Origin of the sequence: Rhizobium sp. G21, assembly GCF_014158035.1 — a bacterium.
Classification (GTDB): domain Bacteria; phylum Pseudomonadota; class Alphaproteobacteria; order Rhizobiales; family Rhizobiaceae; genus Rhizobium_E.
Window position 1 is genome coordinate 158624 of the sequence record NZ_JACFXW010000004.1, and the last position, 13726, is coordinate 172349.

General features: G+C 55.7%; 7 protein-coding genes and 5 pseudogenes. 3 read left to right on the plus strand and 9 right to left on the minus strand.

The genetic code is table 11. The features are described from left to right. Window positions 1-89 precede the first annotated feature (89 nt). Together H2O14_RS28305 and H2O14_RS26415 are read right to left on the minus strand one after the other, a co-directional pair. Window positions 90-520: pseudogene (locus H2O14_RS28305) on the minus strand (plasmid maintenance toxin (PemK-like)). After that, the gene (locus H2O14_RS26415) at window positions 507-785 is read right to left on the minus strand and encodes a type II toxin-antitoxin system Phd/YefM family antitoxin (protein ID WP_182830267.1); all 279 of its coding nucleotides are present in this window, start codon (window positions 783-785) and stop codon (window positions 507-509) included. The pseudogene H2O14_RS28305 and the gene H2O14_RS26415 overlap by 14 nt, the downstream one beginning before the upstream one ends. 104 nt (window positions 786-889) lie before the next feature. Between H2O14_RS26415 and H2O14_RS26420 the strand changes: the two genes are divergently transcribed. Continuing rightward, window positions 890-2020, plus strand: coding sequence for a tyrosine-type recombinase/integrase (locus H2O14_RS26420; RefSeq protein ID WP_182830268.1), 1131 nt, complete (start codon window positions 890-892; stop codon window positions 2018-2020). Between the two features lie 206 nt (window positions 2021-2226). On the opposite strand, the gene H2O14_RS29140 is transcribed toward H2O14_RS26420, so the two are convergent. The 3 genes from H2O14_RS29140 to H2O14_RS29150 form a co-directional block, all read right to left on the minus strand. After that, entirely contained in the window at window positions 2227-4125 is a 1899-nt protein-coding gene (locus H2O14_RS29140; RefSeq protein ID WP_182830269.1) for a diguanylate cyclase, read from the minus strand. Between the two features lie 11 nt (window positions 4126-4136). Next, window positions 4137-5075, minus strand: coding sequence for a methyl-accepting chemotaxis protein (locus H2O14_RS29145; protein WP_312858744.1), 939 nt, complete (start codon window positions 5073-5075; stop codon window positions 4137-4139). Window positions 5076-5159: 84 nt separating this feature from the next. After that, a complete protein-coding gene (locus H2O14_RS29150; RefSeq protein WP_182830270.1) occupies window positions 5160-6002 on the minus strand; it encodes a HAMP domain-containing protein in 843 nt (280 codons plus the stop codon). A gap of 243 nt (window positions 6003-6245) precedes the next feature. Here H2O14_RS29150 and H2O14_RS26440 point away from each other — a divergent pair, with 243 nt between their 5' ends. Next, window positions 6246-7208, plus strand: a complete 963-nt coding sequence (locus H2O14_RS26440; protein WP_182830271.1) for a PAS domain-containing protein — start codon at window positions 6246-6248, stop codon at window positions 7206-7208. Window positions 7209-7291: 83 nt separating this feature from the next. On the opposite strand, the pseudogene H2O14_RS26450 reads toward H2O14_RS26440, so the two are convergent. Next, window positions 7292-9180: pseudogene (locus tag H2O14_RS26450) on the minus strand (diguanylate cyclase). Window positions 9181-9520: 340 nt separating this feature from the next. On the opposite strand from H2O14_RS26450, the pseudogene H2O14_RS28315 reads away from it, so the two are divergent. Further along, window positions 9521-9866 (plus strand): annotated as a pseudogene (locus tag H2O14_RS28315) (IS3 family transposase); the annotation flags it as partial. A 170-nt stretch (window positions 9867-10036) separates the two neighbouring features. On the opposite strand, the pseudogene repC reads toward H2O14_RS28315, so the two are convergent. The 3 genes and pseudogenes from repC to repA form a co-directional block, all read right to left on the minus strand. Then, window positions 10037-11250, minus strand: a pseudogene (gene repC, locus H2O14_RS26460) (plasmid replication protein RepC). A 154-nt stretch (window positions 11251-11404) separates the two neighbouring features. Beyond that, window positions 11405-12391 (minus strand): plasmid partitioning protein RepB, encoded by a 987-nt coding sequence (gene repB / locus H2O14_RS26465; protein WP_182830274.1) that lies wholly within the window; start codon window positions 12389-12391, stop codon window positions 11405-11407. A 74-nt stretch (window positions 12392-12465) separates the two neighbouring features. Next, window positions 12466-13648 (minus strand): annotated as a pseudogene (gene repA / locus H2O14_RS26470) (plasmid partitioning protein RepA). Between the last annotated feature and the right edge of the window lie 78 nt (window positions 13649-13726).

A 13726-nucleotide genomic window follows, 5' to 3' on the forward strand; every position in this document is an offset into this window, starting at 1 on the left:
CTCTGAAGCCTTAGAGTCGCAGCAAATCACGTTGAAAACGACTGCAGGACGCGCGGATTTCGATGGCAGACAAGAGAATGCAAAGCCGCTTAATCGCTGCGGACGGTCGCCCTGTGGCGCTGGCTCCTTGCCAATTCGACAAAGCGTCGCTTCACCTCTTCGAACAAAGCGGGCGGCACGGCTCCGCAATAACCGGTTTCGCTGTCAACAGGTCGGACGTCGGGTCCTGGCCAGACGAAGCGGTTGCTCTCCGAGAGCACGATCCACGACCGCTCGTCATCCAGGCCCAGGCGGCGTTTGGTGGCCGCTGGGATTTCGATGGCTTCGCTGGGATCGGACGGGGGGAATGCGTGATCGGCAGGACGCGAACCACAGGCGTTCCATCCTCAAGTGTGGCGACAATCGCCAGCACGAGAGCAGGGCGATCCTTGTCACCCTCTTCCCGCCCTTGCAGATGCTGCCAGCGCCAAAGATAGGAATAGCGAAAGACCCAGCCGACTTTCGGGTCAGTCGGTAGTATTCTTGTCCATCAGCAGTTCGGCGTTGAGATGATCCAGGCCAGGCTCCATCGTCGACGCCTCGACCGCGGCCAATTCATCGTCATCGAGAGAAGTAGTGAGCTCGACACGCCGATCACGCTTCGCCAGCCGGATGTAATCCTCATAGGCCATCAGCACAGTACGCGGGCGACCATTTTTGGTGATAATCACCGGCTCACGGACCGCGGCGTCCTGATAAGCGCCAAAGTTCTTCGAAACCGCAGCGGCTGTCACAATCGATGTCATGGCAGGTCTCCTTTGTTCCGGACTATACGGGGATTACGGAACTTTTGCAAATCGCTCATGGCCCACATTGCAACTAGATGCTCCAATTCTGAGGTTCACTGTTCATGAAAGATCCTGTCGATCTCCGCGCGGCCAAACTCGACACTATCGCTGCAGTGCTGCCAATGGATCGCCGCGATGAGCTGGCGGAACTTTTGACCGATCAGGATGTCGAGACGCTTCGTCATCTAGTCAACGAGGGCATGGGGGCCAACACGCTGAGAGCGCTGACCTCCGATCTCGCATATCTGCAGGCCTGGTCGCTTGCGTCGACTGGCGACGCCCTGCCATGGCCGGCGCCAGAAGCGCTGCTGTTGAAGTTTGTCGCCCATCATCTCTGGGATCCCGAACGCCGCCTCACAGATCCCTTGCATGGCATGCCGGCGGATGTGGAAAACAAACTACGGCTGCAGGGTTTTCTCCGCGCGGACGGTCCGCATGCGCCGGATACGGTGCGGCGTCGGCTCGCCACCTGGTCCACCCTGACCAAATGGCGCGGGCTCGATGGCGCCTTCCCCTCCCCTGCCCTCAAATCCGCGATCAAACTCGCGGTCCGGGCCAGTGTTCGACCACGGCGGCGCAAGAGCGCCAAAGCGGTGACCGGCGATGTGCTCGCAAAACTGCTCGCCACCTGCAAGACCGATAGTCTGCGCGATCTCCGCGATCGAGCCCTCCTCATGGTCGCTTTCGCCTCCGGCGGGCGGCGGCGCAGCGAAGTCGCGGGGCTCAGAGTAGAGCAACTGGCGCCGGAAGAGCCTGTAAAGGTCGACGGAGCATCCCTCCCCTCGCTCGCCATTCACCTCGGCCGCACCAAAACCAGTTCGGCGGAAAGCGGCGAGATCGTCTATCTCACGGGCCGGCCGGTCGACGTGCTGGACAGTTGGCTCCGAGCATCGAAAATTGACAGCGGCAGCATTTTCCGCGCTATCGATCGCTGGGGCAATCTGTCCCGGCGGGCGCTCGATCCCAAAGCCGTCAACGACATCGTCAAGCAGCGGGCGGAGCTAGCAGGGCTCGATCCGAGCGAGTTTTCCGCGCACGGCTTGCGGTCCGGCTATCTCACCGAAGCCGCCAATCGTGGCATTCCGCTGCCGGAAGCCATGGAGCAGTCGCGGCATCGTTCGGTGCAGCAGGCGTCCAGCTACTACAACAATGCCCAACGCCGCAGCGGCCGCGCCTCCAGGCTGCTCGACTGAGAGGCTTCGCACAGCTATCCCACCCTCAAATATGCGGAGCGGCCGCTTGCCTTAAGGAGGGCCATCACGCCACTTGGAGCATCAATTTGATCTCAAGATTATGAGGCCAAATGGGACGGGCGACCCGCTTGTGCTCTACAAGTTGACTTCGTCCTTGGCTTGTGCACCGTGCGTCGCCAAACGCTATGGCAATTGCTACCTTTGGATCAGCTTCTGCAGTTGTTGCTCATCGGCCAGGCTCGCCCCCAAACGCACGCTCTGTCCCTGCCGAGCCGCTTGGCTTCGTACAAAGCAGCGTCCGCATACTTTACAAATTGATCTTCTAGAAGGTTTGACCATGGACCGCGCGATGTTGTGGCTAGTCCAATACTGACCGTCACAATGCCTGACCCGGAGCCTTCATGAGGGATGCCTTCGACCCTTAGACGTTGCATCAGCTTCTCAGCCAAAGCCATGGCGGCTGTCGCGTCAGTTTGAGGCAGAATTGCAACAAACTCTTCGCCGCCATACCTGGCAACGGTGTCGCTGCTTCGCTTCATTGTTTCTCGTAGCAATTTGCCGATCAGCCGGAGACAATCATCACCTGCTTGATGCCCATAGCGATCGTTATAGGCCTTGAAGTGATCCACATCGATAATCATCAGGCTGAGCGGCGACTGGCTTGCCGTGTCAGGCAAGAATTCGCGGGACAGAGCGAGATCGAACATCCGCCGATTTGCCAGCCCCGTCAGCCCATCCGTCTCAGCGAAATGCCGCATTACCTCCGCGGCGTCTCTCAGCGTGCTTTCGGATTGCTTGATGGCAGTGATATCAGAAGCAATCACAATGGCCCTGTCACCTGCCCACCTCAGCTTCATACTGTGCCATCGACCGTCGCAGACATGTAGTTCCTTGACGCCATCGACGCTCATCGCTCGTGTCAACTCATTCATCGCTTGATCGTCGTCGTTTGCGCCAATGTCCAATAGCTCGCCCAATTGTAAGGCGCGGCGCAATGCTTCGAACACAGATGCGCCTGGAACCAAAAGATGACCGGTCAGTGGGAAGGCTGAACGATATTGATCATTGCAAAGAAGCAGCGTGCCGCTTCTGTCAAACATGGCAAAGCCGTCAGACATAGTCTCTAGCGCCTCTGTCAGCTGCTTACCCTTCTCGATTACTTCCGCTTCAAGCTTAGCCTGCTCCGTCATGTCTCTTGTGACGCCCGCCAAACCGATAACCTGGCCATCTGCATCAAGTAGCGGGACTTTCGACGTCAGAAACATACGGCCATCGAGATGCTCAAGATGATCCAAAAGTGGCTTGTTGCCCCTCATGATCGCCCGTTCCTGCTCAAACAGCTCTTCCGCCCTCGGCGGACATGTCAGTGCGAAGTCATCAAGGCCGATCATGGCAGAAGGCGTGGTGTATTTGTGATGCGCTGCTGTGTTGCGATTAACTGCGATAAATTTCGAGTTGAGGTCCTTGACATAAAGAAAATCCGGGGCCTGGGCGAGTGCGGCTCGCAAGATCCTATTTTCCCTGCCGTTGGCGTTTACAACTTCGACGACAAGGGTAACCAGCAATATTGCCAGTGTATTCAGGAAGATGAAGGGAAGACCTACTCTGGCTAGCGCATCTGTTTCGGTTAAGGCAGGCAGAGTCAGAAAGAGCGCTGTTGAAACTAACAGCTGAGTAGCAATGGAAACCACGAGCCGGACAACAGTTGCTCGTTTGCCGACTATTGCATGAGAGGCGAATGATACTGCCAGGACCATAGACATTGCGGCCAGGGCATCATGTACTCCTGCGCCGCCGTGCAGAACACGTATGACGCAGGCAATTGCGAAACACACCCCGCCTGCAATCGGCCCACCAGCCACCACAGCGCCCGCAATAAGTCCGTTGCGGAAATCCACGATGATGCCCGGAGCCAAAGGCACGGCCATAGAGATAGAAATCGCCGCTGCCAAACCACAGGCCAAGCCAATCGAGACTGCGCGAAGCTGGCTTCTTAACACGCCCTCGCTGTGGACAGTCGCATGAGCCCATATGGAGATGATGAGAGCGACAGCTGCAAAGTTCCCAGCAAGATCGTTCCACGTATCAGGTGTCGCTTGATTCACTGAGAAACCCCTTATCGATCTCGATCAACCCACGGCCCGACGGGTATCAGAAGCAAAGTCCGTTCTCGGGACCCCGGCTCCCGAATGTGTTTGCGGCGGTTTAGTTTGAACCTACCGACCAGTTCCGACAGTTGTTCAGAATCAGATGCGATTGCATGGCTGATAGCCGTTGTCTCCTCGACCATTGAAGCGTTCTTCTGGGTCATCTGATCAACGGAATTCACCGCTGTGGTGATTTCGGTCAATCCAACCGATTGCTCTCTTGAGGCCGTGGCAATTGCATCCACCTTGCCATCGATTTCGTTTACGAAGCCGTGAATGCGATGAAGAGCATCGACCGTCTGTCCGACCATCTTGACGCCATCGGCCACATCGCCGCGGGACTGCTGGATCAACCCAGCTATCTCTTTGGCCGCTTTGGCGGACCGCTGCGCCAGCTCCCTTACCTCCTGTGCAACAACGGCAAAGCCCTTTCCTGCCTCACCCGCTCGTGCGGCCTCAACGCCTGCGTTCAGGGCAAGCAGGTTTGTCTGAAACGCGATCTGGTCGATCACATCGATGATCTGCCCTATTGCTTCTGACGACCCCTCGATCCGGGACATGGCCTGGATAGCCTCTTGGACGACCGTCGTGGATTGGGATGTGCAAACACGGGCGTCGCGAACAAGATCACGTGTTTCCAATGTTCGGCCCGTCGAAGCCTGGACGGCGGAAGACACCTGCTCAAGCGCCGCGGCAGTCTGCTCCAGCGCCGCTGCTTGTTGCTCGGTCCGACGCGAAAGATTGTCAGCAGCTTCTTTCATAGCCTGGGAATTCGCGGTGATGTTCACGGTCTTGGAAAGCACCTGCTCCAAAGTCGCCTGGAACGTGGCGATCGAATTGTTGAAGTCATTGCGCAGCGTCTCGAATCCCCGGAAAAAGGCTCGTCGATCGTCATACGGATATTGCACTCTGCCAGTCGGCCCAAGCCAGCGCCCAAAGTCTGGACGACTTTCTCCAGGTTCTCCGCCTGCTCAGCTTGAAGCTTTTCCCTGTCAAGACGCTCTTGTTCTGAAAAAGGTGCGGGCTTCTTCCATTTCCTGTCGCATCCGCAGGCGTTCAAGAGCCGCCTGCCGAAAGACCTCAACAGCCCGCGCCATTCCGCCTATTTCGTCATTTCGCTCCGTATAGGGCACCTGCTGGCTGTAGTCGCCACCGGCGAGGTTGCCCATGTAAGCGGCGAATGCTCCCAAAGGCGTCACGGCACGGCGGCGAATATACCAAAGCCCCACAAGGAAAAGCAGGACAGACCCGACGCCCCCGGTCATCGCCATTTTGCTGTAGAAGGAATCCTGTTTGGCAGCGAAGGCTTCGGTCTCGTTCATCGCCGCATTGGCGGTTGCGACAAGCTCGTCGACCGCCTGTTGATGAGTATGAAAACGCTCCTCTAAGACATCTAACGTTGCTCGCATCGCCGTTGTGTCATTGGCTTTTGCGGCTGGAAAGTACGAAGTCGTAAGAGCCGCCCAGAATGCGTCTGCGGTTTCCAGGTCCTTCTGCACCAATGGAGCGAGAGCCGGCGACAGGTTTGCCGAATTCCAAAATTGCCGCCGCCCGTCAAAAGCCTTCTTGAGGCCGTCGATCCTGGTGAGGTCCCTCTGCGTCACGTCTTTATGGATAAAAGCTTCACTCGCAAGGCCATAGGCCTCAACGACGTAGAGGGGTGGCGGCAGGATGTCCGCTACAAGATCCTTCTCGAGCTCTATCCTGCTGTAGACCGGTCCGCCAACCTTCAGTTCACCAAGCGCGTTGCGCTGCAGGCCCAAGGCAGAGACAAGGCCAAGAGAAACAACTGCGCCAAAAATGACGGTGAGACGTGATATCGTAACAGTAAGCATACGAACCATCTGAATGTGATGAGCGGACGCCCACAACATATCAGCACATTCTTATAGGCAGCATTAATCTCGGACCTATAAATCACGTTAAATGATGAATACTTGTTGCTCATTTTGAGAAAAAGAGCACTATCTGCCCATATCGAGCTGAGCTCAGGTTCGGCTGTGAGCAATTTGTGCCCATGGTGGCAATGACGAGAACAACCCATGCCTCTACGCGTTGCCAGTGCCCCCGAAAAGCGGTTGAGCCTGCTCGAAAATCTTCTCGTATGTGGGATGTGGACCTACAGCATTCAGACAAGGGATCTGCATTGGTCCGCGGGTCTTTACGCCTTGCTCGGTTTAGATCCCCGGACAGTCTCGGCGAGTCGTGAACTCTATGACCTCATGATCCACCCTGATGATCGACTTTCTCACGAAGAACTTATCGAACGAGCCGAATCCGGGGGACTGGCGATCCGCCGCTTCAGGATGATCAGACCTGACGGGCGTTTGCTTTGGCTGGAGAGCCGCTCGCAAAGGGAATACGATCGGCAAGGACGGTTGGTGCTTCTTCATGGCGTTGTTCAGGACGTATCGGATCAAGAGAAGGTGCGGTCAGATGCGCACCTGCTTGCAACTGAGATCTCGTCCATCAAAAAGATCACAGGCGCAGACTTTTGGCGAACTGATGCAGAAGGACGATTGATAGATACTGCCAGTTGGTCACGGCTGACCGGAGAGACAGCCGAGCGCCTGCGTGATCATGAGGGCCTCCCGGCAATTCACCCTGAGGATCGCCAAATCGTTAGAGAGACCCGCGCTGAAGGATTACGCTCTCGAAGGGCTGTTGAGTTTACAATACGTGTCAGACGGGCCGATGGCGAATATTGCTATGTCGACTGTAAAGTGACACCGGTTTTGGCGTCAGATGGCGAGCTGATCGAGTGGCACGGAATGTCGTGGGTAAGAGAAGCGCAAGCGCAGAATACTCAGCAGACGCCACGAATACAAGGCTGCCATGTTCGGGCAGCTCGCGCGCTCTTGGGTATAACGGCCCGAGACCTCGCCGAAGCTGCGGGCGTGTCCTTTTCCACGATCCGTCGCATCGAGGATGAAATCGTTTCAAGCAAGAGCGCAGCACTCAACAAGATAGAAAAGGAACTGGTCTCTCGCGGGATTGTTTTCTTCTTAGCTTCAGGGGCGAAAGCGTCGCCTTGTCGCTGAGGTCTGGTTAAACTTCGTTGATTGACCAAATTTATTGTGCTGGAACTGCAGGCGCATTCGAACTGGGCCGGTAACCAAATAAGTTATTGCCGCTCCGCTTTTGCACTCAAATGATTTGCACCCTCTGCGGTTCGCACTGCGTCTCGTCCTTCAGCCTTTGCTCGGTAAAGCGCTTCATCCGCCTGATTCACCAATTGACTAGGGGTCTTTAAGTTGCCATCCGGACCGAAGGTAGCAACGCCGACGCTAATGGTGACAATGCCTTTTCGCTTGCCTCATGGTTCAGGTTGAGGGCGCGGACACGCTGCCGTAGATCATCCGAAACCGCCAAGGCGTCCGGAGCAGGTGTGTTTGGAAGGATGACAGCCATTTCCTCGCCTCCGTAACGCGCGGCACGATCTCCGCGTCGGCGCGCGGTGGCGCGAACTGCCTGCGCGATCTGGCGGAGACATTCGTCGCCAGCGGTGTGGCCGTAGGTATCGTTATAGGCTTTGAAGCGGTCAACATCGATTAGCAGCAAGCTGACGCATGTCCCGTTCTTCTGGCTACGAGTCATCTCCGCTGCCAGCGAGGCGTCAAAGGCGCGTCGGTTAAGAAGATTTGTCAGGCCATCCGTCGTGGCCATCTCCTCGAGTTTTTCATTCAGATCCCTCAGCGCTTGCTCATCCCGCTTGGAACGGCTGATGTCAGAACAGACGACGAGACAGCCGCCATCCTCGGTCGGCGTTGTACGGGATTCCACCCATCTGCCATCATAGAGCGGGAATTCGACCACGCCAGGCATACGTAGTTTCCCCATCGCTGCATCGATGAACTCGTCTGCCTTGTCAGCGGCTATGTCGGCAAATTCGCCGCGCGCAATGGCTGCCTCAAGAATGGATCGCGCTGGCGTTCCCGGCACTCTCAGATCCGCCGTCAGCGGAAACATGCCCCGATATTGCTCGTTACAAAAGACCACATTCAGATCAGCGTCGAACATGATCAAGCCGTCAGCCATGTTGCTTAGGGCTGCTTTTGCGCGCCGCTCGCTATCGGCCAGCGCTAGCATAAGCCGTTTCTTTTCCGTGAGATCACGGTTGTGAGTGATAAGTCCTATGAGCTCGCCACTTTCGTCATGGAGTGGAGACTTCAACGTGGAAAGAACCAGTGGTTCACCATCGTCCCACGAAACGGTCTGCTCCATCGTGCGCGGCTCTCCCTGCGCCATAACAGCGATTTCATCGGCACGGAGCGTCTTGGCAACGAAGGCAGGATAGAAATCAAAGTCTGATCTACCAATCAGAGCCTGCGCCGACGGCGCTTTCATCAGCGAGGCGGTCGCTGGGTTCGCCAGCACAAAACGTCCTCCTGGATCTTTGACATTCAAGCTCTCTGGGAGCGATTGGATGACGGCCTCGTACATCTGGAGGCGTTGCTCCGCGACCCGCCGGCGGAGCTCAGCGAAAACGGCAAGACAGGCGAAGAATGTTGTGAAGAAGACAATCGTTGTCCATATGAAGGCAGCTCTATGGATCTCCGGAATGATGCTGTTGCTCTTTGGCAGAAGCTGAATGACCAAGAAATCTCCCAATGAGATCACTGCGGAAAATAGGGCGATTTCCATAAAACGTGCAATCCGACGGCCAAGATAGGCGGCCCCCGCGGCGCCGGTTGCCGCCGTAAGACTGATCACGACAAGACCGGGCAATGCGCCGGCGCCCCCGAGCCAAAGCCGATACGCGCTCGTCATGACAGCCGCAACCGCAGCCCCGGGCCAACCGCCGATCAACCCTGCCATAGCGACAGGAATGGTTCTCAAGTCGATATATATTTCGGGCTCAACCTCGAGCGGCCGCAACATCACGGCGAGTGCCCCAAGGCCAAACACAATACCAGTCTTGATGTGATTAAATTGGCTGCTGGTGTTGCGTCCAGAGGGAACGTGTGTCCAAGCGAGGATCACAAATAGAATGATGGCGCAGTTCGCCAGCACATGATTTAAAAGAGCGCTGACGCTACAACTCTGAAATTGGAGTTACTCTCCCTTACATTACCTGACGCTTACGAACGGTGCGTTATGATGATGAAGATGGTTTTTGCTCAGCTTTTAGGGCAATCGAAATACCTCGCCGGGATTGACTGACCGAGACAGCGCCCCCTAACAAACAGTCATTTGCGCACGACAGCGCCTAAGTTGCCTCATTCTTACCTTTAAAGTCTGCCCATTATGTTGATGGCTCTCGCACATAGGCGCAGGCAAACTTCATGCTGTGAACCGCCCCGGCTTTGCCGAAGACTCCATCTCGTGAAGAGTAGGGTCTGTGACAAGCAAGATGACGCACAAATTTTGCTCTGATGTCCGCGCCCGCGCTATTCGTATGGTGGCGGAACACGAGGCCACGCATCCGTCTCGCTGGGGCTGCGGTTTCCTTGAATGCCGCCAAAATCGGATAATCCGCTCCACGAGTGGGTGAAGAAGGCCAAGGTCGACATTGGCTAACGGGCGGGGCTGCCGAGCAACTTCGCCGAGAGAATGAAGGCTCTATAGCGGAAGCCCCCATAAGCTTCGGCATAATTTGCGGTAACGGAACCCGAGCGCGCACTGAGCCGATGATTTCCTTCATCGATGAATACCACTCTGTGCTCGAGATCGAGCCAATGTGCAGCGTGCTGTCGATTGGCCTGTTTCCCGACTTAACGGTCGTTGTCAGGCGCTCGATAGCCTCGCCTGCCGGCTACAAACTATCTCATCTTTCTGTAATCATTGGTAAAAATGCCTATCTGTACGGCTGACAATCGAAGGACCTCATGATTGCTCTGATTCAAACGATGAGGAACCACCATGGATCTCAAGCCGACTTCTGCTCATCCGTTGCTTTCGTCCGCAGCAGCGCCATCAGCATAGGCCCAAGCGAAAACTCGCCTCGCACCGTCCGCCTCGTGAGGTCACGCAGATATCCGCCAGGCGAGTTGATGTGCCCTGCCCGCTCCAAAACGCAAGCCACAGCCACGGCTGCATTCTCAGGTCCCATCGCTTCGCAGGCGTCCTGATAGGCTGACGGGCTAACCCCAAGCGCGCTCCTAACCACAACTGCGGCCGTCATCAGTTCCCGCCAGTGAGAGATTGAGCCACCGGGAGCGTAATCTGCAATCTGCGGGCAAGCCCTAAGCACCATACCCAACGGGAAAGCCTTTATCGGCTCGGCAGCTGCTATCGGTTTTGCGACCGCATTTTCGCCCTGCTCTTTTCTAGAGCTAGGCTCAAGTTCATATACGGATTCGGTATTTGAATTCTGTATGTGATGCCGATTTCCGTTGCCATTGGTGTCGGTTTTTTGAGAAATCATCTGGACTTCCAACATGTTGACAGCTTCCTGACTCAATAAGGTCAATTCATCGAGGCAAGCTTCGAGTGCAGGGGGTGTCTTAGCCAGCTTTATACGAGCAATTGTAGTCACAAGAGCATCCTCGACAGCTTGCCAGTTCCCCGCAGCTCCTCCTCCACAGCAGCAGTGATCAGCTTGCGAATGTCGCGGCGTGTAATCGTAATGCGTTCTTTGATGATGCGCAGCCGCCGGCCCTCCTCGGCAACATGTTGAGCCATTATCGCGAGTTCTTCTGCGCGGGCAAGAAGCGGCGCAAGACTGAACCCGTAGGCGGTTTCTATTACTCCATCAGTTCCTTTGCGCGCGTAGCGCTTGCCGTTCGGACTGTCGTTTCGCTGGATAAGTCCTGCCTGAACGAGAAGAGCGAGGTTCTCACGCAGCGTCGTTCCCGCGATACCGTTGGCGCGGATCGCAAGCTGCGCATTCGATGGAAAGACGACGAGATTACTCTGCTCGCTAAGCTCCTGGTCGGGGTAGAAGCTCAGCAAGGCATTCAAGACGGCCAAGGCGCGGTCACGCAGGCCGAGCATCGTCCTCGCCTCGCAGACGCTGCGATAGACTTTCCACTTGTCAACAGTTTTCCCCGCTTGGATATCTGCCGTCGCAAGCTGCCGTTTCACCAAGGCAAGAGTCATAGGCCGCCGCCCAAACGGCGTCGTCACATTTCCTGTTCGCATGTTTCTTTCACCTTTTTAAAGGCAAAGGAAATCAGTTCACCAAACTGGCGCCAAAGACTCTTGACTGCGATTCATGAAAATGCGATTCTCAGGTTGCTTAGACATGAGGAAGGCTTCCACGACGGCGACGTTTGGGGGCCTTTTTCTTTTGCCGCTATTTTCCTTCTGTTTCAGTTGAACGTAGAAACTCCTGATGCAGACGACCGAGGTTTTCGGCAATGAACCGACCAAACCTGCCTGCGTCGTTCGCTTTTAGCGCGATCGAGTAGCTTTTCCCGCTGCCCTTAAACTCCGCCCGCACACTCGAATCATCCGCGCGCCACTCGCTCGTATTGCTAGGCCGTTTCGAGGGCTTGGCAGCTTTCTTGAAGGCAATAGCAAGAAACTCGAAACGTGCGTCTGAATCGAGCGACGAGAATGACGGATCATTCACCAGCTTCAACGCTAACTCGAGCGTTGCCGGTCGTTCGATCTGCTGTGCGAACTCGGTCCAACGATCACGACCGACGGACTTCGCCGCGCCAATCGCGTTTGCGATTTCCGTTGGTACGCGACCAGATACCGACAACATCCTCGTCAACATCGGCGCGTCAACAGAGAGTGCGGCCTGGATCGTTGACCTTTCATATGACATGTCAACCAACCGCTTGGCGAACATTGCACGCTCGATGAAGGACAGATTTTCTCGGGCAGAATTTTCCTGACCCTGGGCAATGACATGGTCCGCGTCTGAGATTGCTTTTACGACCGCCCGCACCGGGCGCCCGAGATCCTTGGCTGCGCGCGCGCGACGATGCCCGAAGACGATCTGATAGCGCCCTTCCGCTGTAGGGTGGGGCCGGACCTGTATAGGGGTGTCCTGACCACGCTCCCGGATTGCTTCGAGCAGCTCAGCGTAGGCGATATCGTCGATACCCATCCTGTCTGAGACAAATGAGGATTCGACGAGGTTGGGATCAAGCTCAATGATCGTCTCGCCTGGTACCTGTTGTTCCGCCTGCGCAACCTTATCCCGAAGCTCGCTTAGCGAACTGATCATCGATCGAGAAGCACCATGATTGGCATAGCCTGGTGTTGCCTTACGCTCGGTTACTTCGCTTGACGGAGAAGTGATGTTCGCAAATACGTTTTTACGCGCCATGGGAGCACCCTCCGTATTCCACAACATAGCTGTTTTCGTTGATAAATCTCGACATCTGTACGGCTGACAACTTATTAGCCAATGCGCCGCCCCCAAGCCTTATGGAGCTGTTCAATGACTTCGTTGTTAACAGCATCCATCGCTTCGCGGGCTCGGTCATATGTCGTAGCCGTGAACTGAGCGCGCTCGACTTCGTACAGGCTCTGTTTGGTCAGCCCCGCATCAGATACAGCAGTCGACTTCACCATATGGTTCTTCATCATATGTTGAGCGAACATCGACTGCATGAAGCCGACCATCTGCTGTTGCGGAATATCGGTCGGCTCATAGCGCGTGACCAGATAGCGGAACCAATCAAGCGAGACATCGACACCCACGCTTTCGACACTCTTCAGGATTTCACCGAGCATCAGAAGGAACTGAGACATCGACATGATGTCTAACATCTGCGGATGCACTGTGATGAGCACCGATGTAGCCGCAGTCAACGCGGTCAGTGTGAGATAGCCAAGCTGGGGAGGGCAGTCGACGACAACGACGTCATAGCGATCATCAACTTCCGCCAAAGCATCGCCTATCCGCGTGTAGAACATCTTGCCGGCAGTCGAATCTTTGCGCTGCATGGCGATTGGCGTCTCGTACTCATATTCTTGAAGTTCGAGATTCGCTGGCACGACATCAAGGTTAGGGAAATTGGTAGGCTGGATTACCTCCTTGATCGACTTGCGTTCACCGTCATATCTTAATGCTTCGTAAAACGATTTTTTTCTCGTCCAACTCCGGCTGTATACCGTACAGCGCGGTGAGCGATGCCTGTGGGTCGAGGTCAACGGCAAGCACCCGATAGCCCTTCAACGCGAGGAATTGCGCAAGGTGAGCTGATGTCGTGGTCTTCCCTGAACCGCCTTTAAAATTGACGACTGCTATAACCTGCAACTTTTCATGAGCCTGCCGATGTGGCACCCGATCAAGCAACTGGCGAAGCTCGTCGACCTGATTGGCGGTATAATAGCGCCGGCCGGTCGAGGTTGTGCTCGGCTCGACGCCTTTCCCTTGAAGGTGCAGCTTCTTGAGATAGCTCTGCGACACACCGATAAAGTCGGCGACTTCGGCCAGTGAGAATTGACGTAGTGTCTTCTGAGCGTTTGGCGGGAATTTTTCCTGCCGCAGCATGTCGAGCTTCGAGGATATATCCCCGCCTTGTGCGAGGATCGTGTCCGCGAAACTCGTCACTTTCTCCGAAGCGGCCATTTTCACGTTCATTTAGCTATTCGCCTTCAGTCACGATAATTCTGGAAGTTTGATCTAATTATCGTGACAATTGCCCGATTCCCG